The organism is Maribacter sp. BPC-D8 (assembly GCF_035207705.1).
Taxonomy (GTDB): Bacteria; Bacteroidota; Bacteroidia; order Flavobacteriales; family Flavobacteriaceae; genus Maribacter.
This window is the reverse complement of the sequence record NZ_CP128187.1, coordinates 3849970-3875978: the sequence shown is the minus strand read 5'-3', so window position 1 is coordinate 3875978 and position 26009 is coordinate 3849970. Positions and strand designations below refer to the sequence as shown.

25 protein-coding genes and 1 tRNA gene are annotated in these 26009 nt (G+C 34.5%); 10 read left to right on the top strand and 16 right to left on the bottom strand.

Annotation, left to right across the window (positions count from 1 at the left end; all coding sequences use genetic code 11):
• Positions 1-47: 47 nt before the first annotated feature.
• Positions 48-2792, top strand: a complete 2745-nt coding sequence (locus QSV08_RS17005; RefSeq protein WP_324024905.1) for a PD-(D/E)XK nuclease family protein — start codon at positions 48-50, stop codon at positions 2790-2792.
• Between the two features lie 2 nt (positions 2793-2794).
• Here QSV08_RS17005 and QSV08_RS17000 read toward each other — a convergent pair whose 3' ends face one another.
• The gene (locus tag QSV08_RS17000) at positions 2795-3505 is read right to left on the bottom strand and encodes an SDR family oxidoreductase (protein WP_324024904.1); all 711 of its coding nucleotides are present in this window, start codon (positions 3503-3505) and stop codon (positions 2795-2797) included.
• Positions 3506-3621: 116 nt separating this feature from the next.
• Between QSV08_RS17000 and QSV08_RS16995 the strand changes: the two genes are divergently transcribed.
• Positions 3622-4962: a sugar porter family MFS transporter gene (locus QSV08_RS16995; protein ID WP_324024903.1), complete on the top strand. Its 1341-nt coding sequence runs from the start codon at positions 3622-3624 to the stop codon at positions 4960-4962.
• A 36-nt stretch (positions 4963-4998) separates the two neighbouring features.
• On the opposite strand, the gene QSV08_RS16990 is transcribed toward QSV08_RS16995, so the two are convergent.
• From QSV08_RS16990 to QSV08_RS16945, 10 genes are all read right to left on the bottom strand, one after another.
• Entirely contained in the window at positions 4999-5202 is a 204-nt protein-coding gene (locus QSV08_RS16990) for a hypothetical protein (protein ID WP_324024902.1), read from the bottom strand.
• A gap of 60 nt (positions 5203-5262) precedes the next feature.
• Entirely contained in the window at positions 5263-5556 is a 294-nt protein-coding gene (locus QSV08_RS16985; RefSeq protein ID WP_324024901.1) for a Bor family protein, read from the bottom strand.
• 394 nt (positions 5557-5950) lie between these two features.
• Positions 5951-6382, bottom strand: coding sequence for a hypothetical protein (locus tag QSV08_RS16980; protein ID WP_324024900.1), 432 nt, complete (start codon positions 6380-6382; stop codon positions 5951-5953).
• A gap of 426 nt (positions 6383-6808) precedes the next feature.
• A complete protein-coding gene (locus tag QSV08_RS16975) occupies positions 6809-8242 on the bottom strand; it encodes a UvrD-helicase domain-containing protein (RefSeq protein WP_324024899.1) in 1434 nt (477 codons plus the stop codon).
• Positions 8235-9917: an ATP-dependent nuclease gene (locus QSV08_RS16970; protein WP_324024898.1), complete on the bottom strand. Its 1683-nt coding sequence runs from the start codon at positions 9915-9917 to the stop codon at positions 8235-8237. The genes QSV08_RS16975 and QSV08_RS16970 overlap by 8 nt, the downstream gene beginning before the upstream one ends.
• A 192-nt stretch (positions 9918-10109) precedes the next feature.
• Entirely contained in the window at positions 10110-10649 is a 540-nt protein-coding gene (locus QSV08_RS16965; protein ID WP_324024897.1) for a tetratricopeptide repeat protein, read from the bottom strand.
• Positions 10650-10742: 93 nt separating this feature from the next.
• Positions 10743-11465 carry an SMI1/KNR4 family protein gene (locus QSV08_RS16960; RefSeq protein ID WP_324024896.1) on the bottom strand — a complete coding sequence of 241 codons (723 nt, stop codon included), beginning with the start codon at positions 11463-11465 and terminating at the stop codon, positions 10743-10745.
• Positions 11466-11669: 204 nt separating this feature from the next.
• Complete coding sequence (locus QSV08_RS16955) at positions 11670-12557, bottom strand: PhzF family phenazine biosynthesis protein (protein WP_324024895.1); 888 nt, start codon at positions 12555-12557, stop codon at positions 11670-11672.
• 53 nt (positions 12558-12610) lie between these two features.
• A complete protein-coding gene (locus QSV08_RS16950; RefSeq protein ID WP_324024894.1) occupies positions 12611-13147 on the bottom strand; it encodes a sigma-70 family RNA polymerase sigma factor in 537 nt (178 codons plus the stop codon).
• Between the two features lie 18 nt (positions 13148-13165).
• Positions 13166-14371 carry a serine hydrolase domain-containing protein gene (locus QSV08_RS16945; RefSeq protein ID WP_324024893.1) on the bottom strand — a complete coding sequence of 402 codons (1206 nt, stop codon included), beginning with the start codon at positions 14369-14371 and terminating at the stop codon, positions 13166-13168.
• Positions 14372-14601: 230 nt separating this feature from the next.
• Here QSV08_RS16945 and QSV08_RS16940 point away from each other — a divergent pair, with 230 nt between their 5' ends.
• Positions 14602-15642: a succinylglutamate desuccinylase/aspartoacylase family protein gene (locus tag QSV08_RS16940; protein ID WP_324024892.1), complete on the top strand. Its 1041-nt coding sequence runs from the start codon at positions 14602-14604 to the stop codon at positions 15640-15642.
• Between the two features lie 126 nt (positions 15643-15768).
• Here the strand turns inward: QSV08_RS16940 and QSV08_RS16935 are convergent, their stop codons facing one another.
• The 4 genes from QSV08_RS16935 to QSV08_RS16920 form a co-directional block, all read right to left on the bottom strand.
• Positions 15769-16497, bottom strand: coding sequence for a hypothetical protein (locus QSV08_RS16935; RefSeq protein WP_324024891.1), 729 nt, complete (start codon positions 16495-16497; stop codon positions 15769-15771).
• A gap of 256 nt (positions 16498-16753) precedes the next feature.
• Positions 16754-16827 (bottom strand) — tRNA-Ala (locus tag QSV08_RS16930).
• 159 nt (positions 16828-16986) lie between these two features.
• Complete coding sequence (locus QSV08_RS16925; RefSeq protein WP_324024890.1) at positions 16987-17235, bottom strand: GIY-YIG nuclease family protein; 249 nt, start codon at positions 17233-17235, stop codon at positions 16987-16989.
• Positions 17236-17470: 235 nt separating this feature from the next.
• Entirely contained in the window at positions 17471-18268 is a 798-nt protein-coding gene (locus QSV08_RS16920) for a universal stress protein (protein ID WP_324024889.1), read from the bottom strand.
• A gap of 53 nt (positions 18269-18321) precedes the next feature.
• Here QSV08_RS16920 and QSV08_RS16915 point away from each other — a divergent pair, with 53 nt between their 5' ends.
• The 7 genes from QSV08_RS16915 (at position 18322) to QSV08_RS16885 (ending at position 24069) form a co-directional block, all read left to right on the top strand.
• On the top strand, positions 18322-18822 hold the full coding sequence (locus tag QSV08_RS16915; protein ID WP_324024888.1) for a GNAT family N-acetyltransferase: 501 nt from the start codon (positions 18322-18324) through the stop codon (positions 18820-18822).
• Between the two features lie 12 nt (positions 18823-18834).
• A complete protein-coding gene (locus tag QSV08_RS16910; protein WP_324024887.1) occupies positions 18835-20169 on the top strand; it encodes an MATE family efflux transporter in 1335 nt (444 codons plus the stop codon).
• A 69-nt stretch (positions 20170-20238) separates the two neighbouring features.
• A complete protein-coding gene (locus QSV08_RS16905; protein ID WP_324024886.1) occupies positions 20239-21006 on the top strand; it encodes an enoyl-CoA hydratase/isomerase family protein in 768 nt (255 codons plus the stop codon).
• 213 nt (positions 21007-21219) lie between these two features.
• The gene (locus tag QSV08_RS16900) at positions 21220-21645 is read left to right on the top strand and encodes a hypothetical protein (protein WP_324024885.1); all 426 of its coding nucleotides are present in this window, start codon (positions 21220-21222) and stop codon (positions 21643-21645) included.
• A 56-nt stretch (positions 21646-21701) separates the two neighbouring features.
• Positions 21702-22151 carry a 6-pyruvoyl trahydropterin synthase family protein gene (locus tag QSV08_RS16895; RefSeq protein WP_073241193.1) on the top strand — a complete coding sequence of 150 codons (450 nt, stop codon included), beginning with the start codon at positions 21702-21704 and terminating at the stop codon, positions 22149-22151.
• Between the two features lie 83 nt (positions 22152-22234).
• A complete protein-coding gene (locus tag QSV08_RS16890; RefSeq protein ID WP_324024884.1) occupies positions 22235-23221 on the top strand; it encodes a hypothetical protein in 987 nt (328 codons plus the stop codon).
• 83 nt (positions 23222-23304) lie between these two features.
• Complete coding sequence (locus QSV08_RS16885; protein ID WP_324024883.1) at positions 23305-24069, top strand: UDP-2,3-diacylglucosamine diphosphatase; 765 nt, start codon at positions 23305-23307, stop codon at positions 24067-24069.
• A 639-nt stretch (positions 24070-24708) separates the two neighbouring features.
• On the opposite strand, the gene QSV08_RS16880 is transcribed toward QSV08_RS16885, so the two are convergent.
• Complete coding sequence (locus QSV08_RS16880; protein ID WP_324024882.1) at positions 24709-25971, bottom strand: MFS transporter; 1263 nt, start codon at positions 25969-25971, stop codon at positions 24709-24711.
• Between the last annotated feature and the right edge of the window lie 38 nt (positions 25972-26009).

The following is a 26009-nucleotide window of genomic DNA, read 5'->3' as shown; positions in this document are numbered from 1 at the left end:
AACTAAAAGCCCCGCAATATTGCGGGGCTTTTTTATTTTTACACTATATGCAGAGTTTTATACAAGATGTAGTTCTAGACGTTTTAAAAAATAACCCAGATACTGGTAAAGTAGTTTTTATTCTACCCAGTAAACGTGCGGGTGTATTTCTTAAAAAAATACTATCAAAATCACTTACCCAAACAGTACTTGCCCCAGAAATCTATAGTATTGAAGATTTCATTGAAAAGGTTTCTAACCTGGTCACCGCAAATACTACCACACAATTATTTGAACTCTATAATGCCTATTTAAAAGTGGGTGATTATGAAAAAGAATCTTTTGATTCTTTTTTAAAATGGGGACAAATACTATTACAAGATTTTAATGAAGTAGATCGTTACCTAGTTGACGCTTCTACCCTATACCAAAATGTTGCTGCTATACAAGAAGTCAACCACTGGTCATTGAATCCTGATAATTCTGAAATGATTGAAAACTACCTTCACTTCTGGAGGTATTTAGAAGACATCTATAAACAATTTAATGGCAGATTATTAGAACAGGGACTTGGTCACCAGGGACTCATCTATAAAACCTCGGTAGCAGAATTACCAAACTACCTTGAAAACACGAATAAAAAACACATCTTTCTTGGCTTTAATGCCTTGAATACTGCAGAGAGTATTTTGATACAGACCATTCTTGAAAAAACAGATGCTGATATTTATTGGGATATTGACCCCTACTTTTTACAAGACAATATTCATGATGCCGGTTTCTTTATAAGAAATTACCAAAGTACATGGAATGTTCTAAAAGGGAAACCTCTTGCAGGACTCACCAATTACTACAATACCGAAAAGCACATTGAAATTATTGGGGTGCCTAAAAATATCTCTCAAGTAAATTATGTGGGTGATTTACTGTACAAGATTCAGAATGAATCTCCTGATGCATTACGTAATGCCGCTATTGTACTTGGTAATGAAGAATTACTAAATCCGTTATTAAATTCAATTCCAGATAATATACCGGCTACCAATATTACCATGGGGCAAAAATTGGCTTCTACTACCTTGGCCAGCTTTTTTACCAACCTTATTGAGTTTCATGAACAAAAGACAGAAAAAGGATGGTTTTACAAGCACTTACTAAATCTTTTGACACATTCATATGCCGTGCTATTATTTGACGCAAATGAAGTCTCTACAGACAGTTTAATATCAAAAATTAAAACAAATAACTGGTCTTACATCACCAATACACAAATCCGCGAACTTTTACCAGAAAATGCAACAATCAACTTACTATTCGAAGATGTAAAGAATAACCCGAACCGACTTATAGATAATTTTCTGGCTATTATTGAAGCTATACGAGTTATCGACGTGGTAAAAGAAAATTCGCTTTTGCTAGAGCAGCTTTATAAATTCTTTACACTTTTCAATCAGCTAAAAGATCTTTGTAACAGCTTTACCTATATCAATAATCTTAAAAGTTTAAAACATTTATTTTCACAGCTGTTAAGCTCAGAGACTTTAGATTTTCAAGGAAACCCTATTGAAGGTATCCAAATTATGGGAATGCTAGAAAGTCGCTTGTTAGATTTTGAAACAATCATTATTACTTCTGTAAACGAAGGTGTATTGCCATCGGGTAAATCTAATAATTCGTTTATTCCGTACGACCTAAAAATCAAAAACGGATTACCAACCTATAAAGAGAAAGATGCGGTTTACACCTATCACTTCTATCGCTTATTACAGCGTGCCAAAAATGTATATATACTGTACAATACAGAGCCAGATGCCTTGGAGGGCGGCGAGCGTAGCCGATTGATTACACAGTTATTAACTGATGATAATAGAACAAATATTAAATCATTTATCGCTACCCCTACTATACAACCTATTACCAAAGAAATTGCACAGGTTGAAAAAACCACTTCGCTGGCAGCCCTTATTAAAGACAAGGCTAGAAAAGGTTTTTCACCTAGTTCGCTGAGTAATTACATTAGAAATCCTATAGATTTCTACAAGCAGAATTTATTAAATATCAATGAAGTATTACAAGTAGAAGAAACCTTGGCACCCAATACTTTCGGTACCATTGTTCATGATAGTTTAGAAGAATTATATACACCTTTAATCGGTAAACCCCTTACGGCAGATTTACTTAATGGCATTCGAAAAGGAATACCGACCATTGTCGCTCAGAATTTTGAAAAGACCTTCAAAGATGGAAACATCAGTTCTGGTAAAAACTATATTTCTTTTCATGTAATTCTTAAATACATACAGACATTTATCGATGTCGAGATAAAAGAACTTGCAGACCATAGCATTACCATTATTGCTTTAGAGCAATCACTATCAGTACCTTTAGAAGTTGCCGGGTTAGATTTTCCTATCATCTTAAAAGGAAAATTAGACCGTGTTGATGAATATGACGGAATTACCCGAATCATCGATTATAAAACTGGGAAAGTAGAACGCCGTAATGTAGAAATTGTAGAATGGGACATACTAACTGAAGAATATCAATACAGTAAGGCATTTCAATTACTTTGCTACGGATTGATGTATTCTAAGACACATCCCGCAGAAAATCTATCTATTCAAGCAGGTATAATTTCTTTGAAGAATTTTGCAGAAGGCACCTTGTTATTTGCACAAAAAGAATCTGCCCGAGCAACCAGTAAAAACCACATTATTACGAATGAGGTAATTTCTGATTTCGAGCAGATACTTGGTCAGTTAATTACAGAAATCTGTAATGCTGACATTCCGTTTACCGAAAAAGAAGTGTAATACTACTTCTTGTCTGGTCTTGTAGGCCTTACCTCAATTTTACTAGGTAAGGTTCTTTCGTTCATTCGTAATAAGTCTAACACCAATTCGCCAATATCTTCTGGTTGAATTTTCCATGCGTCTTTCTCATCTGGTTCGTTGTTATTAAAATGTGTTGAAACAGAACCTGGCATTATCGTAGACACTTTAATATCATACTGTCTTAAATCTAACATGGCAGCTTGTGTAAAACCAACTACGCCAAATTTAGAAGCATTATACCCTGCGGCTTTTGCAAAGAAGTTTGTACCTGCCAAACTCGCTAATGTAATGTAATACCCTTTAGACTTCTTTAATTCTTCTACGGATGCCTTTAGCGTATGAAATGCACCATTTAAGTTGGTATCTATCATTTGATGCCATTGCTCATCTGTCATCTCATCTATCGGTGCAAAATGACCTACTCCGGCATTTGCCAATACCACATCTACTTGTCCCCATTTCTCCATTATTTTGGCAACGGCATTTTTCTCATCTGCCATTTTACCTACATTAGATACAATACCTAAAACAGCATCATTATCAAAATCTTTTAACGCTTGGTCTACACTGCTCTGTGATCTACCGCTAATAGCAACTCTCATCCCTTGTTTTAGTAATGTTTGTGCCACTGCAAACCCAATACCTTTAGTGCCTCCTGTTATATAAGCTACTTTATTTTTTAAATCTTTCATCGTTCAATTTTTAATGATACCACAAGTTAGCAATTCTATAATTTTTTTGTTGTCCTTTTAGATTAAGAATTAACCGTATTCATTGATTATATTTAACATCAACTTAAAACGCAACAATGAACAGAATTATCGTTTGGTCTATTACCGTAGCACTTGCAGGTTTTTTATTTGGATTTGATACCGTGGTAATATCAGGAGCAAACGAACCTATTAAACAACTTTGGAATACCTCGCCTCTATTTCACGGTACATTCATTATGAGTATGGCATTATGGGGTACTGTTGTAGGCTCGCTTTTTGGCGGTATACCTACCAAAAATTTAGGTCGTAAAAAGACCTTACTCTGGGTTGGTGTTCTATTCTTGGTTTCTGCCCTAGGTTCTGCATTGGCGCAAGATCCCTATTCGTTCTCTGTATTTCGTTTTATAGGCGGTGTAGGTGTTGGTATTTCTTCGGTTGCTGCTCCTATTTATATCTCTGAGATTACATCTAAGGAGAATCGTGGTAAGCTTGGCGGACTCTATCAATTCTGGCTGGTATTCGGTATTCTAATTGCCTTTGTCTCTAACTGGTTATTGAAAGGTTTTGACGGAGTAAATGATTGGCGATGGATGTTAGGCGTAGAAGCCATACCGGCATTTATTTACACTGCAATGGTATTAACCGTACCAGAAAGTCCGAGATGGTTGGCGTTACACAAAAAGGATGATGCCGCTGCCTTAAAAATATTAGAGATTATACACACTAAAGAAAAGGCTGAACAGCAATTACTAGAGATAAAAACGGATCTAAAACATACTACCAAAAGTGAAAAACTATTTCAAAAGAAATATTCTAAAGTGCTTTATCTAGCCTTTTTTATTGCCTTTTTTAATCAATTATCTGGTATCAACTTTGTACTGTATTATGCTCCCGAAATATTAGAGCAAGCAGGATTAGGCGGTAAAGAATCGCTTTTTAATTCTATTGCCATCGGTGTCGTAAATCTCATTTTTACTTTTATCGGTATTCGATTATTAGATAAGCTAGGTAGACGACAATTGATCATCATTGGATCTATTGGCTATATTATTAGTCTAATTATGGTGGGACTTTGTTTTCAGATGGATTTAGGATCAACTCTAACACTTACCTTCATCTGTACATTTGTTGCCTCTCACGCCATTGGGCAAGGCGCGGTAATTTGGGTATTTATCTCTGAGATATTCCCAAACAGTGTTCGTGCATACGGGCAATCTTGGGGCGTAAGTGTGCACTGGGTATTTGCCGCGATTATAACATTGATTACTCCGTTTTTCTTAGACTCAGACCAGGGAATATTGAAAGACCAAGTGTGGTATATCTACTATTTCTTCTGCGCTATGATGGTATTGCAATTAATATGGGCAATTACCAAAATGCCGGAAACTAAAGGGGTTTCTTTAGAGGAATTGAGTAAGGAGTTGGTGAAGGAGTAGCTTACCGCTACTCTTACTTTCGGAATTGCATTATAATTACGATTCTATAGCAGGTTTAAAAACTTCTTTTCTTAAGAAAAAGGCAACAACAGCAAACAAGAAAAACAATATCACTTTACCAGCTAAGTAACCAAAACCATATTCGGTAAGTCTACTAAAATCTGATATTAGAATACTTGCAATATTGATTAACATAAAGAAGGCGAAAACTGCAGCAACGTAAAATATAATTTTCTTCATGATCTAGAAATTATAAAAAGGGAGATTACTAATAAAAGCAAACTCCCTCTTTGTAAAAAATTATTTAGTAACTGTAGTAGTTGTCGGAGTATAGATACCGAAAGTAATAGCTGAAACTAAACCATTAACAAATGTTTGTTTTGTAGTAACTGTGTAGTTTTCTGCACCACCAGCCATAGCCTTAGAATCAGAAACACCTACTGGAGCCAAACCGTAAACCACGTAATGGTTCCATTCTGTTGTTTCGCTGTTACCTTGAGCACCACTACCTACAACACTTGTGTAAGAATAACATGATGTTAATAAAATTGATGAAGCAAAAGCAATTGCCATCATTTTCATTGAATTTTTCATTCTTTTAAAATTTAAAATTAAACATTTATATAATTACTCATTTTGAGCCTTGATAATGAAGTATTTACATAGTATTTCATAAATTTTATTGGGGGAACAAAACTATTCGCAACTACTTATATAATGGCGAAAGTTAAGAATTACCAGTGGATACTTTCTTACAATAACTCGTAAGTTTTTAAGTAGGTGAAGTAGTGATAAATTAAGTTATTGATGTTTAATACGTTGGATGACAAATTAGTTTACTGAGAATATTAAATACCTTCAATTTTACCAATAACATCACCTGGGGTCAAGACTATTTTCTTTTCACAGATCCAGATAATTTTACCTTCAGATGCACTTTCGTATTCCATTTTGGTGTTGTCAATGAGTTCTAACAGTCCATTTTTATCTACATCTGCAATTCATAATAAGTAACCCTTACTTTATTACCAACAACCTTAAAACTCTGTTTTTTAGAAAAAGAACCATCTACAAAATTCAAGGTGTCAACTTGAGATTCTTTTGGTAAATCATAACTTATTGAAAAAGAATAATCTGGTAAAAATCCCTCGTAACTATATCTGTATTCTATGTTTTCAGCATTATTGGGTATTTTTTTGAACCAATTAACTTTTGTTATTTCCGAGTACTCTTTAATAGAGAGATTACTCGCTTTTGTTCCAAAGCCAAGTCCATTCTCGATTGGACTTACTTTTTCCATAATTCCATTTCTTAGTTCGCCATTAGAAACTCTGTTTGTATAAATTTTTATGGAGTAATCCACATAGAAATACAAGCTAAATAATAACATGAAAATTACGGAAATTTTAATTCTCTTCATCACCGAGTTAATTTTATACTTCCGGAAAAATGAAACTGAGGAAGCTAAAATAATTAGCCCGAGGATAGAAATTCCAATCAATTTCAAAAATTCGATAGGTCTTACCAAATCGTTAAATTCTAATTCCAATTTATCTGTCCAAATTGCTAACATAATTGTTAGCAATACTAAGTTGACAGTAACTACAATTAAATATTTTTTAAACACTCACAATGGTTTTTAATCGGGAATACAACGTTTAGTATAAGAAATCGTAGGGCAGGTGATAAACACTTACGTTTCGGTTTATTACTTATATAAATATATTGCCTTTATCTTTTTACTATAAACGCCAAATTTTATATTTAACTTACTTCATAAAAAAAATACTAAATATATGGTTAAGCAAAACGTCATATGTTTATTAAACATTGTTATCTGCTAGCATTATTTATAAGGAAACAACTCAACTTTATTAGTGAATATTAATAGTCTTTTAGATGCTCTGGTTAATGCAACATAAAGATGTTTAGGACACTTAAATTTATGGGCATTTATTATAGCAACAGTATCAAACTCTAGTCCTTTTGTTAGTAAAGTTGTTCCAATACATCTACCCGATACTTTACGACCAGTTCTTCGAATTACATTACGACTGTTTGTCATAGCTTCGGATACTAAAATTTTATTCTCATCTGCTTCTCTTAAAGATTTCACAAATGAGCTAAACAATTCGCTCCTATGGGATTTTATACCCTGAAGTTCTTTTACGCCAATTAAAAAAAAAGAAATCTTGATATAAGAAATATCATTTTTCAATTCTTCTATCAGGGACTCAAGATACATTACAGATGTCCGATCTTTTTCCTCTCTTTTCTTTTTAAACCCTTTTTCATTAAACCACTTATCAAGCTCCGTTTTATTAAAAAGTTTATAGCTTAACTCATTTAACTTAGAAATTATATTTTCATTTGTAATTTCATCAGCTGTTTTTGCTAATTTATAAAAGTCCTTATCATCTATTGATTCAATTAACTTTATACGATTATTAAATTGCTTAACTAATTTAAGTCTTGGATAAATACTTGTAGAATCAGGATGTAAAATCAATAAATTTTCTTCTTTTAAAAGTTTCGTTATTTCTTTATAATAATCCTTATACGGTATATATAAATCTCGTTCATCAATAGTAAATGTTTCAATTGATGGAAACTCAGATAAATTAATTTCTTCTTTCTTAATTAAAGATTCCCTGATTTTTTTTAGATCTAATCCTAAGTTACTATTATTTCCTCTTAACCAACGTTGGGGATGATTTAAGGAATACTGATTATTAATAAATTCAAGCATATCATTCTCAGCTTGCATATCAACAAGTGCTTCACCATTGAAGCCAAAGATTCCTTGTAAGTAATCACCAAGAATATGAGTCGGAAATAAATCAGCTAATGATGAGATTAATTCATGCTGTTGAGTAGTACAGTCTTGATATTCGTCAACAAATAAGCCAGAGTATGTTCTTGAAATAACATTTTTAACAAGTTTTAATTTAAATATTTCTTTAGCTTTATTTATTATGAAAGGATAATATTCTTTACTATTCTCTTGAGAGGGTATGTCTATTCCTGTATAAAATGAAAGCACATACTTTTGAGCAAAACTCGTTATAGTTTCAATATTATAATTATAAGAATGTATTTTTTTTTGTTTGAATTTTTCCTTCAAAGAAGCTACGCCTGCATGAGTGTGAGTAAGTATCAGTTGTTTTCCTTTACCTTCTAAATGAATTAAACATTCTGATATGGTATATGTTTTACCAAATCCAGCTGGTGCAATTAACATGCTTTTTTCTTTGGAAACAAATTCTTTGTAATCAATCATTTTCAATCCAATTTATTAATTGGTCAATTTGTTTACCTAATTTTTTATCAAGGAACTTCTGCTTATATTTCAGACTAATGTTACCAATAACTTCTCCATGGTCAGTTCGTTTAAACCACTCTTTCTTTTTTACAATTGAAGCTTTATAAATTGCATCTCTTAAATCATTTGAATCTATATCTTTCCAGTTTTCACCTAACTCAGATGTATATTTTGAATTTATTGATGCCTTAACACTATCCTCATCTTTTTCTTCTATTCTATATTCTATCAATTCTACGATAGCATCCCAAGGTAAATCTTCAAAAATGTGATTTTCCATAGCTTTTTTGTCATCACTATCAATAACCGTAACACCTAAAAAAGAGAGAGAACTCTTTTCGTCATTTATTTTCTGTACGTCCGAGTCACAGAATAAACAAACTTTATAGCCTGCATTAAGAAACGCTTTGGTATAGTCAATTTGTGTTGAACCTCCACCGTTAGCAAAACGAACACCTTTAATAGCGGAATTAATACCTTTCTCAGTAATTAAATAATTATTTAATCCTCTGCAAAATCCTATTTCGGTTGGTCCTTCACAGACTAAAACCTTATTACTAAAGAAAGCCTCTGGATTACTACGGATGCACCCTTGTAAAGATGAGTCAAATTCATAAAGTTTACTGTAGTTGTTTTTTACTCTAAATAAATCAGTTGTAGTCAATTCTACTAATACATCTCTAGAATGTGTTGTTATAAAAATTTGACCTTTATTCTCTCTTTTTAAAGTTTGAGCTAGATGTTGTGCTCTATCTGGTTCCAGCCCTTGTTCAATTTCATCAATTAATAAAATTCCTCCTAACTTTGATAGTTCGGTTTGGATAGCCATGGAAATTATTCTTTTAGAACCTTTACCTTTTAATCTAAAAGGTATTTTATCATCATGTAAACTAATTCTTTGATTATTAATAGATATATCTTTAAAATCAATAGTTGTAGTTGTATTGTCTTTAATGTCAGCACCCAATTTTGAGGCTGAATCTACTACTTTCTTAACCGTATCATCTAAATGATTGAATGAGCTTGTATCAATTTCTTGTTTTGCTTCTCTAAACGCATCTAGAATTATATTATTTTTTTCATCAATAGAATCATCTTGTTTTAACAATGAATATAATGGATTTCCTTTACTCCAAGAAAAGTGTTTATCTACATAATCTGAAACTAAAAACACATTCAGTTTAGCTCTATCATTTGCCCTCATTTCAATTTCTTCTTGATTTTCTCGGTTATTAACGATAGTCCATTTCGGTTCTAAATTTTTATCAACTATTAATTTTATTGTAAGAATTTCTAGGTAGTCATCTTTTATGTCATCATGGATAATATTAGTTTCCTTTTCTAAGCCTCTGATATAAAGACCATATTTGTTTTCATTAGTCAAACTAATAGGTAAATCATATAGGGAAGCCTCAATTTCAATTGAATTAGAAATATTTCCATTATAAAAGTCTGTATCATGAAAAGTCTGATTCCATATTGGAGATAGAACTTTCGAAATGGCGTCAAGAATAGTTGTTTTCCCAGAATCTCCACGCCCGATTAAACATATGAAATCTGTTATACCAAAAACTTGCTCAAGTTTTTTAATTCCTCTGTAATTTGATATTTTTAGACTATGAATTTTTGCCATAAGTTTAATAGATGATATTTTTTTGCTTGCAGGTAACAAATACATAAAGCAACAAGTTACTTTACACCCAAAAATTAAATTATTTAGTAAAATTCTAAAACGGCAGGGGGAAGTAGTGTTTTAGAACCGCCCAACAAGGTAGTATTTTTCTTCAATGTGCCATTACGGATAACCGTAATCTATAGAATATAACTAGTTTTTAAGTTCAGTTTTTTGTCTTTCTACATTTATTTTTTCAATCAATTTATCTACCTCTACTTTGACCAATGGTTTTAATTTAAATTCTTTTAGCTGTTTCAAAAAAGCCTCTGCTTCTTTTAACTTTTTACGCTCGAATTCTATTTCAGCCAAATTCAATAGTACTATTGAAGTGTCATTTTTTGTTCGCAGTCCAATTTCCAAAGCTTTAGTCAATTCGGAGTAACCATAATCACAATCACCATTCTCAAAAGCAATAATTCCTTTTGTAAAGTGGTAGTAACTTTTATGACTTTTAGCTAAGTAACGTGGATTTTTAACCTTTGCGATCAGCTTTTCGGCTTTTTTAAAGTTATTTTTTTTTAGCTGATTGAAGGCTGCATATACGGTTCCATACTGAAAGTAACCGTAAGCGAAAAGACCTGCTGCTAGTATAGTCATTGCCATATTAGTAAAATCATTTTTTGAATAAAAAAATATTGACATTCCAATACATGAAATGACAAGGATAATTCTGATGATAGGAGTAAACATAAGATTTAATGCGTTTTACTAAAACTGAGTTTGTAATTTGAATCTCATTCTTCTTCTAAGGAAAAACATTTCAGTTTTTGATATTATTCTTTATTATCCGAAAAGTTTAGCTAAAAATCCTTTTTTTTTATTCTTTATGATCCAAACTAATTCAGTTGGATGTCTTTCGGTAAATTGATTAGCACCAAACTTTCCCCAAGCGAAGCCATCCTTATTTCTACCTTCTCTTAGATCAGCTACAGTCCATTCATCTCCATCAAATTTTTTCAAGAAGTCTTTGAAACCAGGATTACTATTTGCAAATTCGGTTTTTGATGAACATAGTCCGTTTTCATCCCAAATTGTCATAACGGTTTTATCGTGAATTTCATTCAAATAACACTCCTCAGGACTTTGGTAAAATTCTAAAACATGGTTTAAATATTCATTTATGCTTTGTGAATGAACAACAAAAACTGCTGGGTCGTGACAAGCAAAAAATACTTTATTCGTGTTTCCGTTACCATCTAAATCAAGAATCCAATGATTTCCAAAACCATCGTGTCCAAGAGTGAGAGAGTTTGCTGATAACTCCCAAAAGCCAAACTGCCCAATGGAATCGAAATGAACCATTTCAAGTCCATAACCATCCCAACCTCTAGTTTCTTTCAATATCTCTAGTATTTCGTCGTCAATGTTTTTACTAGGAAATTGTTCTTTTAGCTGTTTAATTTCTGCATCGGTTAATCCTTCTTGAAATTCAAGTTGATATTGTTCTCCATCCTCATCTGTAAAGGTTGATTCTTTGAGTTTCTTAATTATTTCAAGATTTGTCATATTGTTTTTTACTGTTTCGCTAACAATTATTTACTGATTTCTATAATTAAATCTAAAACTAGTAAAGGAATTAATGTTTTAGAACCGACCAACAAGGTAGTATTTTTCTTCAATTTATAATTGCGGAAAAGAATGGAATGAAATTGAAATTCTAACATCAAAGCATTTCGACTGCGCTCAATGTGACATTAGGTCTCATTAACACTATTTAGTTAAAACAACTTCAATCTGACTTGCCACTACCCCTTTTCCACCAGCCATTAGTCCGGTAATTTTTTCATTCTCCACTTGCAACTGTACTTCAATCGCACTTGATGATGGCGGGCTCATGTATTTGCCTTGCTGAATTTTAAATGCGGTTTTCTTTAGCTGTAATACATCATACAAGTAACTTACTAGCGGACCTGCAGCCATGCCTGTACCTGCTTCTTCTAAAATACCGTAGCGTGGTGCAAACATTCTTGTTGTTGCATCTATTTCTGCTGGTGCATTGGTGGTGAATACGTAATATCCTATTAAATCATATGCTTCACTGATGCTTTCTATGGCATCAAAATCTGGCGTAATATCTTCTAACGTCTTTACATCTTTCACAGGAATCAATAAAAAGGAATTCCCCGTATTGACTACTTGCATTGGAGCGTTTGGTAGTAGGTCTTCTTTTGTTAATCCTAAGGAAACTAAAATATCGTTTTCTCTTTCTGTTGGGTATACATATGTTGGTGCCAATTGCTCCATAAAAGCTAAATCGCCCTGTATTTCTATTTTTCTAATTCCGTCAACGGTCTCTTTAGAAGAGGCATTACTCTTTAGCAAGCCCAATTGTTTTAAATAGGAGAATGCGGCAATAGTGGCGTGCCCACAATGTGCTATTTGCTTGGTGGGTGTATAGAAATCTAATTTATAATCTGCCGTCTTAGATTCTGATATAAATGCAGTTTCTGAGAGTCCGACTTTCTGGGCTATCTCTAATTTGTTTTCGTGCGATAAGGCATCTGCATGCAGTACTACACCTGCCGGGTTGCCGCCTTTATTATTCTCGGTGAAGGCATTTAGTATTTGTACGGTTACTGTTTTTGTATCGTCCATCATAACTTATTTAAGGTTTATAGCAGATAGACGGCGGACATTAAAAAAAGACGTAGCTAATCTTCATTATTTTTAAAATCGAGTAATTTACCGGTCCCATCAACAGCAACATTCGGACAACTGAGCAACTGAATTTTTAATATTTCGCGTGCTTTTTGCACCCGAGATTTTGTGCCCGAATACGATATGTTCAAGTGCTTTGCCAACTCCTTTTGAGAATACTCTTGAAAGGTGGTCAATACAATAGCTTCTTTATGCTGGGCAGACAATTCGCCTATTTTCTGATTGATGCAGTTGGTCAACTTTGAATAATTAAAATCATTGGCTTCTTCCTCTGGCATATCAATATCTAGCACATCGACCGTAGGGCTTTGTTGCTTTCGAAAATGGTCTATGATCGTATTTCGCGTAATTTGATATACCCAAGATGTCAACTTAGACGTGTGCTGCAGCTGATGAATTTTGGTCTGTATCTTCAAAAACACCTCTTGATGAATATCTTTTGCCTGGTGCTCATCTTTAATTTTACCCAAAATGAAATGATACAATTCTTCATTGAGGTCTAGCCAAATGGTATTGATTTCATTTTTCATACTACTTTCCTTTTTCCGCTAAAACTGATCTTCGTTGGCAATTAAAGCTCTCCAAATGGCAATAAATTCTTGTACACTTTCTTTTTCTAATTCTGTGTTGACCAATAACAGTTTTCCGACCTTGGTCTTTTCATTAAAGAACATGTGGGTGACTACACTTGGGTCTCCGCCTGTATGCCCAATTTGCCCTTTTGAAGATATGCCCATAAACACACCCATATTGTATTCGTCATTATATTCACTATCACTTCGGTCTTTATGGTTCTCATCGGTCAACTGGGGTATAAATAACTCTTTATAGCTTTCTGCCGTTAACATTGTGCCAGTACCTGCATAGCCTTTTATAATCTCAGATAGGTATTTTGCCAAATCGTGAGCAGAGGTAATGAGTCCGCCATCTGGGTAATTCACTAGCTTGTAAAATGCCAGTTCAGTATCTGCATCGGCATATAACTTGGAATGCATTGAGAAGTCTATGGTATCAAAAGACCATCCGGTACTTGTCATTTCTAAAGGGTCAAAAATATGTTTTTGAGTAAACTCTGGGAACGATTCTCCCGTTGCCTGTTCTAATACATACGCTGCCAAACCTGCGCCAATATTAGAATAGTTGAACATACCGTCTGGTGGATACTTTGAAAAGGTTTTCTTTTTATACCACATGCCTTCTGTACTCAAAATAGCTTTTAGATAATCGCCATGGAGCATCATCTCATCGGGACTACGAAAATTGCCATTTACTTTAGCATCTCCGTTTTCTGCGTCTTTGAGTATATAACCTTTTTTCTCATATTCTAATGGGTCTTTTATACCCGAAGTATGACTAGCCAATTGCCGAATAGTAATTGGTGCATTCTTAAATTTAGGATGTTCTACCTTGAAAGGCAGATAGTCATTTATAGGGTCATCTAATTTTAGTTTCCCTAATTCTCGTGCCTTTAATAATGCCACCCCTATAAACGTCTTAGAAATTGAACCTATGTTCTGAAGTGTGTTTTCTGTATATTTCTTATTTGCCTTCTTGTCTGCAAATCCGAATCCGTTTTCATACAGCGTTCCTTCTTCATTAACGATGGCTACAGAGAAACCAACTATGGGTCCGTCGCCAGCTATTTGCTCTAATTCGTTGGTGAGTTTGTTAGAAATGGAATCATTGGTCTGTGCATAGGTGCTACCTATTAGCATAGAAAAAAGAATAAGCGAACTGATTTTTTGTGCTATCATGATGGTAAACGATTTGATTGATTGATTGATTTGATTGGTGAATGAGCTGCAAGTTAGAGATTTAGGAATTGGTTGTTGGTTGCAAAATAGTATTAAGTAAAAAGTACTAAGTATTAAGTATTAAGTTAGCTGTTTGTATGCCGCGGTTGTGGTGTATAGAAAGTTTTACTACCTACTACGTTTTTAATACCTTAGTTATACTATACAAATCTGAACCAAAATATCTTATCATGTCAAAGCTTCTTTTTACCCTTTTCATGTTTTTATCAATTACTTCGGGGATAGCTCAAAATAGCTTTCAAGATGTATTTTCAAACACAAAAAGACCATCAAAAGACAACATTCGTATAGAATTTCAAGATCATAGAAACAACAAAACCTATTTACCTATATCTATATTAAAAGGAAAGAGTGAAGGTCCTGTTTTTACCATGGTTGCCGGAGTACACGGCTTTGAATATCCGCCAATTGTAGGGGTTCAAGAGCTTTTAAGAGAAATCAATATCGATGACTTAAAAGGTACTTTGATAATTATACCTATTGCAAATACAAGTTCTTTCTTTTCAAGAACCTCTATTGTTAATCCGTATGACCAAGTGAATCTTAATGGTGCTTTTCCCGGGAAATCTTCTGGTAGCGTAACCCAGAAAATAGCCGATTTCATTACTACGACCATAATACCCGCTAGCGATGTATTTTTAGATATTCATGGTGGTGGTGTCAATGAAGATCTGCTTCCGTTTGCACTTTTCTACGATAACCCCAATTATCCGGAACAAACAAAAAAAGCTAGGGAACTTACAGAGATCAGCGGATTTGAATACATTGTTTCATATCCGTTCACTCTAAAGGACAACGAACCTGCAAAATATGTCTTTAAACAAGCCTCGCAAGATGGAAAAATAGCCTTGAGCTTTGAAAGCGGCAAATTGGGCAACGTACAGAAAGATGCCGTAAGCTTTATAAAAAACGGCGTATACAATATGCTGAACAACTTAGATATGTATAATAAAGGAACAGGACCACATGCCAACCTAGTACAACTAAACAACCCGACCTATATCAGCGCCTCCGAAACCGGACTTTTCTATAGCAACCTTAAAGCAGGTGATGCTGTTACAAAAGGTGATATCATAGGATATATTACGAACGAATTTGGCGAGAAACTCAAAGAATACAAAGCTGATGCAACTGGTATTATTCTGTATAAAATATCAACACCGCCAGTGAATGTAGATGATACGTTGTTTTGTATTAGTTCTAGTTTGTAGAATATTGTTTTGTGGTGGTGTGCTAGAAAACTTGTATTTGTTTAATTACAAATAGGAACAAATAAAAAAAGGCTCCCATAACTGAAAGCCTTTTCTAATACTTATTATTTTTTAGAATCGTTTTATCTAATTGCTAACATAAACCGCTTTATCACCAGAGTAATTTGTAAAATATAATAATCCATCTTGCTCTATCTGTACTACTATATCTTCTGAATTAGTTTCGTAAACCGGATAATTATCTGAACTAGGCTGTATCGTAACCAATTCTAAATATCCATTTCCAAGTAGTTTAAAGTGTAATTGATATGCTACTCCGTCATACGTTTCATATGAAGTGGCCGTATATTCTTTGTTGATGGACAAAAACACTTTATCCGTTCTTTCCTCATTGTCATTATTGATTTGTTCATAAGATAGAAAAGACCAATTACCAACGAACTTTCTATGATCTGTCATGTACACCGTAGAATAAGACTCATTGGTGTTTGCAGGAGAAAACTTAATAATATTAGAAGCGTCTACATCTAAATCAATTACTTCCCAATTACTTAATACTTTATCTTCTGTATAAATATCTACATAGTAACTCTTTTCCTCTAAATTTTCTGAAATTGAGATTTTGCCAGTAGCATCTATATTACCCGAAAAGACTGCGTTTACTTCATTGAAATAATCTTCTTTGGTATCGTATACCTTTACCATAAAGTCTGTATACTCATAGTCATCTGAGTATTCTTCTACTTGATCTAGGTCTATTTGAATACTTATAAGGTTTAATTGTTCTTCTGTATCATTACTGGAGCAACCGAATAAAAATATAAGAGATAGATAAGTGAAAATAATTTTCTTCATTTTAATGATTTTCTTTTGGGGGTTGTATGTATCATCAATAATCGTGTTATAATAACATTTTAATGATCATGATATTGTATATCTGAAGAAAATGTAAAATGGCTTTAGGAGGAAGTAGTGCGTAAACTAGTGTTTAGTAAATGGACTTTATTCACGGGGACGCTCTATTCTTTTAGTATTATAGTGAAACTAAATACTTGAATTAATCTTCGAAAAAGCAACAAAAAAAAGACTCCCAAAATGGAAGCCTTTTACGTGGAGAATACCGGATTCGAACCGGTGACCCCTTGCCTGCCAGGCAAATACTCTAGCCAACTGAGCTAATCCCCCAAAATATTTAATATAAAATAAGCGAAAAAACGATTTTCCGAAAGTCTCGCTTTAAAGCTTGTAAATATAATTCATTTTTATAGAGACCCTACTCTCTCTCAAAAGTATATTTCGGCTTAATAGGTTAAACAACTGAGCCCGCCTAAAAAGTCGGGCAGGCTAATTCCCCAAAATAATATTACTCTTTTTCCATCTTCTTCCTGCAGCCGATTTTAAATACTTTTCTCTTACTCTAGCCTCTTGTTTATTATTGTACTCTTCAGTATGAACAATTCGCCAAGGTACATAAGGCTTTGTGCTTTTTACTTTACCAGAATTATGTGTTACCAAACGATTCTCTAAATCGTCAGTCATACCAACATAGAACCTTTTAAAAACATCGCTGTAAAGAACATATATATAACTCATTATCTGAAAAATTGCGCTCCCTGCCCGAACATGCCTTTTTCGGCATGGGCGTGTAGCCAACTGAGCCCGCCTAAAAAGTCGGGCAGGCTAATCCCCCAAAACATTTTATTAATACCGAAGGTATTAAAATTTAACCTTCCCGAGTGCTTTCGGAACGCACAAGAAAACTACGCTAATCCCCCGCTTTTCAAGAGCATCAAAGAAAATACATTTTACTATGCTAACAAAGTACTACTTAATCTTTCTTTACACTTAATACCAAGACCGGTACTGGGGCATAAAACTCCGATTTTGAAATAGTGCTCTTTTCCCATAATTTCTTGAAAAAACCACGTTTTCTTCTAAAAACACACAATAAATCGGGGTGTTTTGCTTGAAAATGCTCTAAAACGCCATGGTACGTAGTTGAGTTTTCTGTGAAAGTCAACTGTGAACTGATGTCCATCAATGCCGTATTTATCTTTAAATCGTCATCTGAATATCCGGGAGTTTTCACCATCAATAAATTTACGTTGGCGTTGTGCTTATTCTTCATCTCAATTAACGGATCAAGAATTCTCTTTCTTTTTAGAATACCAGACTTAAAGGCTACCAATATATTTTTAAACGACTTATACACTGTACCTTTTGGTACGATCAACGTTGGTATGTTCGTTCTTTTAATAATGGCTCCAGAAGTTTGTCCTAAATAATTCTCTTCTTTAATATCATTACTTCTTGGTGCCAAAATAATAAGGTCAATACCTATACCCTTATCAATTTCTTTTAGTCCGTCTTTTAGCTCACCGTTAAAGCTTGCTATTTTTATAGAGACGTCTTTTGTATCTACTGTTGCTACTATTTCCTTTAATCTTTCTTTCGAATTTTCGGCTACCTTCTGTGTTATATTGGTAAGCGTTCCTGTTTTTCCACTGACATTAAAAACGTCCATTACATATATTTCTGCGCCAAAGTCTTGTGCAAAATCTACTGCATATTGTAATGTTTGATTCGCATTTGAGGAGGTCCCGATCGGAACAAGAATATTCATCATGATAAAAAGTGTTGTTTATAACTCTAAATTTACAATTTAATTAAATTGCTTTTATGATAGCACCGGCAAAGATATCGCAAATACCCAAAATTCTTATCATGACAGATGCTTGTAGAATAGCTATGGAAGCCAATGGCATTTACCAATGGACGACCGATTACCCCTCTAAAGCGGCATTTGAAAATGATATAGAACGCAATGAACTTTATGTGCTTCAAAATGATAACGAAATAGTAGGTTGTATTGTTGTTTCCCTTTTTATGGATGAAGAATACACTTCGGTAAACTGGCTGACTGAAAATGTAAATAACCATTATATTCATCGCCTAGCAGTGCACCCTAACTATCAAGGCAAAGGTTTTGCCCAGCAGTTAATGGACTTCGCCGAAAACTTTGCCAGGGAAAACAATGCCGTATCCGTTAGGTTAGATACCTTTAGCCAGAACAAAAGAAATCAGAAATTTTACGAGCAACGTGGTTATACCAAATTAGGAAATATCTTTTTCCCCAACCAAAGCGAACATCCTTTTCATTGCTACGAACTTGTACTATAGAAACCCTATTTTTTGAAAACTTTAGTAAATTTTAAATCTATAAATGCCTTGGCGATCCCGGCAACTATTGCGGGTATTGCAGAACCGCTATTATCCATAACCGATACGGCTATTGTGGGTAATATTCCGGTAGATGGGTTAGAGTCTCTTGCTGCTGCAGGTATTGTAGGCTCGTTTCTTTCGATGCTCATCTGGATTCTTGGACAAACACGTAGTGCCATATCTTCCATTATTTCACAATATTTAGGTGCTGGTAAATTAGAGGAAGTTAAAACATTACCCGCACAGGCTATTTACCTCAACATTGCTTTGAGCATTCTGGTTTTGCTATCTACCATTTTTGTTGTTCAAGAAATCTTCGAGCTCTTAAATGCCAAAGGAAAAATACTGCAATACTGCATTAACTACTACTCCATTCGCGTTTGGGGTTTTCCATTAACCTTATTTGTTTTCGCAGTGATGGGTATTTTCCGCGGATTACAGAATACCTATTGGCCCATGGTCATTGCTATTACTGGTGCAGTTTTAAACGTTATTCTAGATTTTGCTTTTGTATACGGAATTGAAGGATTCATCCCAGCTATGTATTTAGAAGGTGCAGCTTATGCGAGTTTGCTTGCTCAAGCGATTATGGCACTAATGGCGTTCTACCTACTTTGGACGAAGACCGATATTAGTTTAAAACTAAAATTACCTATGCACCAAGAACTTGGTCGTTTGGTAGTTATGAGCTTGAATTTATTTGTTCGTGCCATTGCCCTGAATACCGCGCTTATTCTTGCCGTTAGAGAAGCTACAGCACTTGGCGATAAATACATTGGTGCGCATACCATTGCTATAAATCTATGGCTATTTTCTGCCTTTTTTATTGATGGTTATGGTGCTGCCGGTAATATTATGGGCGGTCGATTATTGGGAGAACGTAATTATGACGGACTCTGGTTATTAGCGAAAAAGATTACGAAATACGGACTCATAGTCAGCCTTGTGATTATGGCTTTGGCTACTATTTTCTATAAACCCTTGGGTAGCTTATTCTCTAACGAACCCTTGGTGCTTTCTGCTTTTTACGGCATCTTCTATATTATTATACTGGGGCTACCTTTTAATAGTACTGCTTTTGTTTTAGACGGAGTTTTTAAAGGTCTTGGTGAAATGAAATATTTACGAAACACCTTGCTTGTTGCTACCTTTTTAGGCTTTGTGCCCATGCTGTTCTTAGGCAAATATCTTCATTGGGGGTTAACAGGTATATGGCTTGCCTTCACCGTTTGGATGTTTATTAGGGGCGCAGCACTCGTATGGAAATTCAGAAACAAGTTCAAACCTTTATTGCAAAATCCGTAATTTTGTATCAGCTGCTTCTAGACAAATCTCTAAGTAGGTAATCTCGATTATCGAGTAAAATAAAATGCTATGGTCACTTCAAGAAAAAATGGAAGTTTATATACACGAATAGATGGTAAAGTTGCTCATGTAGAGTTTGGGCATCCTGCTAGTAATTCTTTCGTTTCTGAACTTCTAGAACGCTTAACAGATACTATTAATGAGCTTTCTGAAGATGAGGCCATATCTGTTATCCTATTAAAATCTGAAGGAGAAAAAGCGTTTTGTGCCGGTGCTTCTTTTGATGAGTTACTTGAAGTATCTAACCTCGAAGAAGGTAAAGCATTCTTTAGCGGATTTGCCCATGTCATCAATGCCATGCGTAAATGCAAAAAGGTTATTGTAGGTCGTGTACATGGTAAAACTGTTGGTGGTGGGGTAGGTCTTGCCGCAGCTTGCGATTATGTATATTCTAATGTAAACGCATCAATAAAACTTTCTGAGCTTAGTATTGGTATTGCGCCTTTAGTAATTGCACCTGCTGTAGCTCGTAAAATAGGTACTGCCGCTATGGGTGAAATGTCTTTAGCACCTACCGAATGGAAAAGTGCTTATTGGGCTCAAGAGAAAGGTTTGTTCAATAAAGTATATGACTCTGCACAAGAAATGGATAAGGAACTTGACTTCTTCATTCACCAGTTGGCAAGCTATAATTCTGAAGCTTTAACTGAATGGAAGAAAGTTTTATGGGAAGGTACCGACCATTGGGATACCTTATTGACAGACCGCGCAGCTATCACCGGAAAATTAGCCCTTTCTGATTTTACAAGAAACGCACTGTCAAAATTTAAAAAATAAACAATAACTGAAACAGCGCTTCGTTCTGTTTCTAAATAATTAGTATGGAATTCTTTCAATTTTTAAACGGAAACCTAGTTTTCCCTGTTCTTGCCCTATCTGTTTTGATCATTTATTTCGTAAATAAAGTACGTACAAAAAAGAAATACAAAAGGTAGTTCAACACCATACGCAACTAATCGGTATTTGAACATCTTATACAAAACCAGTTTTATGTTCGCGAAAATCACATTAGTTTTTCTTTCTATATTCCTCGTTGCCTGTAATAACAACGACGATGCCGAACAGCAAGACTGTTATGAAACTATTTGTACTCATAATTTTGTTACCATAACTGTTAGTGTCAAAGACGCAGCGGGTGAAGCAATAGCATTAGATACCTATGAGGTTATCGATAATGATACTGGTGAGGACTTAGCTGCAGATTTAAACGGCGAAGAATATCAATACCTAAAAGAACAAGGTTTCTACCCTATTATTAGTGACGCCAATCGAGTTCAATACCAAAATACTACCGCAACGCTTACATTTAAAGGTTATGTTGACAATGAAGCCATTATCAACGAAACTTATGAAGTTGGCGCAGATTGTTGCCACGTTAGCTTAATCACTGGAAATACCGAGATTGTTTTAGAATGATTTCTCTCTATAAATCCTTTTAAAGATTCCCTACCTTTGCCATATAATTATAGGCTATGAGCAATATTCGTATTACCAAACAATTCAATTTTGAAACGGGACATGCACTTTACGGTTATGACGGTAAATGTAGAAATGTACACGGCCATAGCTATAAATTATCTGTAACCGTTATTGGTAGACCTATTACTGATACCAGCCACGTAAAATTAGGCATGGTTATCGATTTCGGAGATCTAAAAAAGATAGTCAAAGAAGATATTGTTGACATTTTTGATCATTCTACAGTATTCAATAAAAATACACCCCATGTTGAACTTGCCAAAGAATTAACAGATAGAGGACACAGTGTTATCTTGGCAGATTACCAACCTACTAGTGAGAATATGGTCATCGATTTTGCCGCAAAAATCAAATCTCGCCTTCCAGAAAACATTTCTTTATTCTCTTTGAAACTTCAAGAAACCGATACTTCTTTTGCAGAGTGGTATGCCAGTGATAATTAAGTTTACCAAAACTTAACGGAACACTTTACTTACAAGCTTTCAATTTGTTTTATTTTTAGGGTAACTCCTTAATAAATAACAACATGACCAAACATCATATTTACTGGTGGAATCTTGAAAACCTTTTCGATATTGAAAATTCGCCTAGAAGAAGTGAATTTTTAAACAACCATTTGGGTAAAGAACTTGACGGATGGAGTGCTACTATTCTAGACCAGAAAATTGTCAATCTAACAGCGGTCATATCAAAATTTAATAATGGTGAAGGCCCCGATATATTGGGGGTTTGTGAGGTAGAAAATGAATATGTTATCGAGTTACTTATTGATGCGATGAGCACTGCACTTGATAAGAACTATGGCTATGTGATCTCTGAAGGAGAAGATAAACGAGGTATCGATACTGCGCTTATTTATGATAAAACCAAATACGGACCAGAACAGCAAACCTTTAGTCTACGTATTATAAAGAGAAATACGACCAGAGATTTGTTTCAAGTACATATCAATACTGCCAATGGCAATAAGCTGGTATGCATACTTAACCATTGGCCTTCTAGATCTGGTGGTGAACTTGAGAGCGAACCATTTAGAATTATGGTAGCCGAAAATTTATCGTACTGGATCGAGAGAATCTACGAAGAGCAAGGTGATGATGCAAATATCATATTAATGGGCGATTTTAATGACAATCCGTACAATAAGAGTATTACATCGTATTTAAAGGCTATTAATAATAAAGCCTTGGTAAAAAGTAATAGAGTGCGCCTAAAGTACTTCTATAATGTAATGCATCGATTTTTAGATGCTCAAATAGGCACATTTGTATTCGGTAATGAATATAATATGCTTGATCAGTTTATGATTTCTAAAAGTATATTATCAGAGAAATCAGCATTACCTTTTAAGTTGAGTAGTGCAGAAATCATTGCCTACCCTGAGCTTACTTCAGGCTCGTACCAGAAACCGGTAAAGTTTGGCAGACCAAATTCGTCTACATTTAATGACAAGGGTTATAGCGATCACCTACCTATAAAAATAGTACTGAACGAAAAAGATGCTGCTGTATAATTCCACATCTAAAAACTAGCATGCTCTTATTTTGACCTGTGTATTCCCTCGGTACGCAAAACAGTTATTATATTTACATCCTGATGACGAACATTGAACTTCCCGCAGGAAAAAAAGTATATTTTGCTAGTGATAACCACTTAGGCGCACCTACTATGGAAGAAAGTAGGGTGAGAGAACTGAAGTTTATTCGTTGGTTAGATACGATCAAGTCGGATGCAGGAGTGATTTTCTTAATGGGTGATTTGTTCGATTTTTGGTTTGAATACACCACCGTTATCCCAAAAGGATTTACCAGAACTCTAGGAAAGCTTGCAGAATTGTCGGATGCAGGCATACAAATACATTACTTTGTAGGCAACCACGACCTTTGGATGAACGGTTACTTTGAAGAAGAACTAAACATACCTGTTTACCATAAACCTCAACAATATTCCATTAATGGAGTTTCCTTCTTTATAGGCCATGGTGACGGACTAGGGCCAGACGATAAGGGATTCAAAAGAATGAAAAAGGTATTTACAAACCCTGTAGCTAAATGGTTCTTTAGATGGCTACACCCAGATATTGGCGTTCGTTTGGCAAAACACCTTTCGGTAAGCAATAAATTGATTAGTGGTGATGATGATGCCAAGTTTTTAGGTGAAGACAAAGAATGGTTGGTGCTATATGCCAAACGAAAACTAGAAACGCAACATTACAATCATTTCATTTTTGGTCATAGACATCTTCCCCTAGAAATAGAATTAAAAGAAAATTCAAAATATACCAATCTAGGTGATTGGATCGGTTACTACACCTATGCCGAGTTTGATGGCTTACAACTTTCTTTGAAAGAATTCAGCTAAATTTCATCAAAAACATCGACGAAATACATAAATTTAATTGTAATCCTTTTCTTACAACAAGAATTAAACAGTTCACAACAATAGTTTTATAAAACTAGTTCTTGGTTATATCTTTACAGTGTTATTAAGTTTGAGTGTTGACCCCAAATCTTCACATTACCTACAAGTTTCCCTAGCTTAAAACCCAAATTTTAAGTGTACCTACTTTAAAGAACAGCCCCTATTTTAGGGGCTTTTTCGTTGTTTTATCTTTTCTGATTCAAGTTTAATAATTTCAAATTAAAAAATCCTTTAAATTTTTAAAAATGGAAATACTATTCATTCACTCTTCAGAAAAGATAAATAATTTACATTTTTTATATGATGTCTTTTTTATAAAATCAGACTTATTCAAGTTAAAAATATCATCAAACAACATGTAATCCTTTTCTTACATGTTAAAATTAGCACTTCACAACAAAAGTTAGTGTAAACTACCAATTGGTGATACCTTTACACTGTTGTTAAGATTAAGTGTTGATTCCCAAATCTACAGTTTACCTACAAGTTCCCCCGCTTAATGACCCAAACATTAAGTACCACCTACAATAAAAAAAGCCCCTAATTAGGGGCTTTTTTTATGATATGAATCTAAGTGATTTAACTCTCATGCTCTTCAACATCTTTCTGTAGATCGAGCTTTCTAAATTTAGGCGAAACAATCGCGGTAAGACCAACGGTCAATAAAGTCATGGTGCCGCCAAAAACAACGGCGGTTACCGTTCCCATTAATTTTGCCGTTACTCCGCTTTCAAAAGCGCCCAATTCATTAGATGACCCTACGAACATTGAATTTACCGAAGCAACTCGCCCACGCATATTATCAGGAGTCTTTAATTGTAATATCGTTTGTCTTATAATCATTGATACGCCGTCAACTGCGCCACTTAAGAACAACGCGATAACAGACAGCCAGAAATAGGTAGATAATCCAAAGACGATCATACATATTCCGAATCCAAATACGGCGAATAATAATTTCTTTCCTGCATTTTTATGTAACGGAAACCTCGTAGAACCCAACATTGTTATGGCTGCCCCAACTGCAGGTGCTGCTCTTAATACGCCGAAACCTTCTGACCCAACATGTAATATATCTTGAGCAAAAATGGGCAACAATGCCACTGCACCACCAAAAAGTACGGCAATCATATCTAAGGTTAAAGCACCTAATACTGCTCTATTCTTAAAAACGAATGTTAGTCCTTCTTTTAAACTCTGAAAAACTGGCTCCCCTAACTTCGGATTAAGAATTGGTTTTTTAGAAATATTGAAAAGTGCCGTCAATGCCAATAAGGAAAAACCGAAAATGACACACATAGACCAATGTACACCTATTAAACTAATAGAAAACCCTGCTAATGCCGGACCAAGAACTGATGCCATTTGCCATGTAGTACTACTCCACGTAGCAGCATTTGGATATATTTTTTTAGGAACTATTAAAGCTATTAATGAAAATATAGTGGGACCTAGAAATGCTCGAACCAATCCGCCACAAAAGACCAATGCATATATACCGTAAAGAATAACTTTGGTCTCATAGCTTTCTAAAACAGATGGAAGACTAAGCATAAACAGACCGAAGCTAATGACAGAGAAACCGCAAATACATTTTATCAGCAAGTTTCGCTTTTCTTTTTGATCCACAATATGTCCGGCAAAAAGTGCCATACTAACTGCAGGTATCACTTCCATCAAACCAATAATACCTAATGATAACGGGTCTTTTGTCATCGAATATACTTGCCATTCTATGACTATAAATTGCATAGACCAGGCAAAAACCATGGCAAAACGAACTAGAAGAAAAATATTGAATTCCTTATATCTTAAGGCTGCATATGGATCATTAACGCTCATAAGGCAATCGCTAAATAGGATTCAAAGATATTTAATAA

What these genes read in the sequence shown, in the direction of transcription:
- QSV08_RS17005 (WP_324024905.1), top strand. Translation starts at nt 48, where the DNA reads ATGCAGAGTTTTATACAAGATGTAGTTCTAGACGTTTTAAAAAATAAC.
- QSV08_RS17000 (WP_324024904.1), bottom strand. Translation starts at nt 3,505, where the DNA reads ATGAAAGATTTAAAAAATAAAGTAGCTTATATAACAGGAGGCACTAAA.
- QSV08_RS16995 (WP_324024903.1), top strand. Translation starts at nt 3,622, where the DNA reads ATGAACAGAATTATCGTTTGGTCTATTACCGTAGCACTTGCAGGTTTT.
- QSV08_RS16990 (WP_324024902.1), bottom strand. Translation starts at nt 5,202, where the DNA reads ATGAAGAAAATTATATTTTACGTTGCTGCAGTTTTCGCCTTCTTTATG.
- QSV08_RS16985 (WP_324024901.1), bottom strand. Translation starts at nt 5,556, where the DNA reads ATGAAAAATTCAATGAAAATGATGGCAATTGCTTTTGCTTCATCAATT.
- QSV08_RS16980 (WP_324024900.1), bottom strand. Translation starts at nt 6,382, where the DNA reads ATGAAGAGAATTAAAATTTCCGTAATTTTCATGTTATTATTTAGCTTG.
- QSV08_RS16975 (WP_324024899.1), bottom strand. Translation starts at nt 8,242, where the DNA reads ATGATTGATTACAAAGAATTTGTTTCCAAAGAAAAAAGCATGTTAATT.
- QSV08_RS16970 (WP_324024898.1), bottom strand. Translation starts at nt 9,917, where the DNA reads ATGGCAAAAATTCATAGTCTAAAAATATCAAATTACAGAGGAATTAAA.
- QSV08_RS16965 (WP_324024897.1), bottom strand. Translation starts at nt 10,649, where the DNA reads ATGTTTACTCCTATCATCAGAATTATCCTTGTCATTTCATGTATTGGA.
- QSV08_RS16960 (WP_324024896.1), bottom strand. Translation starts at nt 11,465, where the DNA reads ATGACAAATCTTGAAATAATTAAGAAACTCAAAGAATCAACCTTTACA.
- QSV08_RS16955 (WP_324024895.1), bottom strand. Translation starts at nt 12,557, where the DNA reads ATGATGGACGATACAAAAACAGTAACCGTACAAATACTAAATGCCTTC.
- QSV08_RS16950 (WP_324024894.1), bottom strand. Translation starts at nt 13,147, where the DNA reads ATGAAAAATGAAATCAATACCATTTGGCTAGACCTCAATGAAGAATTG.
- QSV08_RS16945 (WP_324024893.1), bottom strand. Translation starts at nt 14,371, where the DNA reads ATGATAGCACAAAAAATCAGTTCGCTTATTCTTTTTTCTATGCTAATA.
- QSV08_RS16940 (WP_324024892.1), top strand. Translation starts at nt 14,602, where the DNA reads ATGTCAAAGCTTCTTTTTACCCTTTTCATGTTTTTATCAATTACTTCG.
- QSV08_RS16935 (WP_324024891.1), bottom strand. Translation starts at nt 16,497, where the DNA reads ATGAAGAAAATTATTTTCACTTATCTATCTCTTATATTTTTATTCGGT.
- QSV08_RS16925 (WP_324024890.1), bottom strand. Translation starts at nt 17,235, where the DNA reads ATGAGTTATATATATGTTCTTTACAGCGATGTTTTTAAAAGGTTCTAT.
- QSV08_RS16920 (WP_324024889.1), bottom strand. Translation starts at nt 18,268, where the DNA reads ATGATGAATATTCTTGTTCCGATCGGGACCTCCTCAAATGCGAATCAA.
- QSV08_RS16915 (WP_324024888.1), top strand. Translation starts at nt 18,322, where the DNA reads ATGATAGCACCGGCAAAGATATCGCAAATACCCAAAATTCTTATCATG.
- QSV08_RS16905 (WP_324024886.1), top strand. Translation starts at nt 20,239, where the DNA reads ATGGTCACTTCAAGAAAAAATGGAAGTTTATATACACGAATAGATGGT.
- QSV08_RS16900 (WP_324024885.1), top strand. Translation starts at nt 21,220, where the DNA reads ATGTTCGCGAAAATCACATTAGTTTTTCTTTCTATATTCCTCGTTGCC.
- QSV08_RS16895 (WP_073241193.1), top strand. Translation starts at nt 21,702, where the DNA reads ATGAGCAATATTCGTATTACCAAACAATTCAATTTTGAAACGGGACAT.
- QSV08_RS16890 (WP_324024884.1), top strand. Translation starts at nt 22,235, where the DNA reads ATGACCAAACATCATATTTACTGGTGGAATCTTGAAAACCTTTTCGAT.
- QSV08_RS16885 (WP_324024883.1), top strand. Translation starts at nt 23,305, where the DNA reads ATGACGAACATTGAACTTCCCGCAGGAAAAAAAGTATATTTTGCTAGT.
- QSV08_RS16880 (WP_324024882.1), bottom strand. Translation starts at nt 25,971, where the DNA reads ATGAGCGTTAATGATCCATATGCAGCCTTAAGATATAAGGAATTCAAT.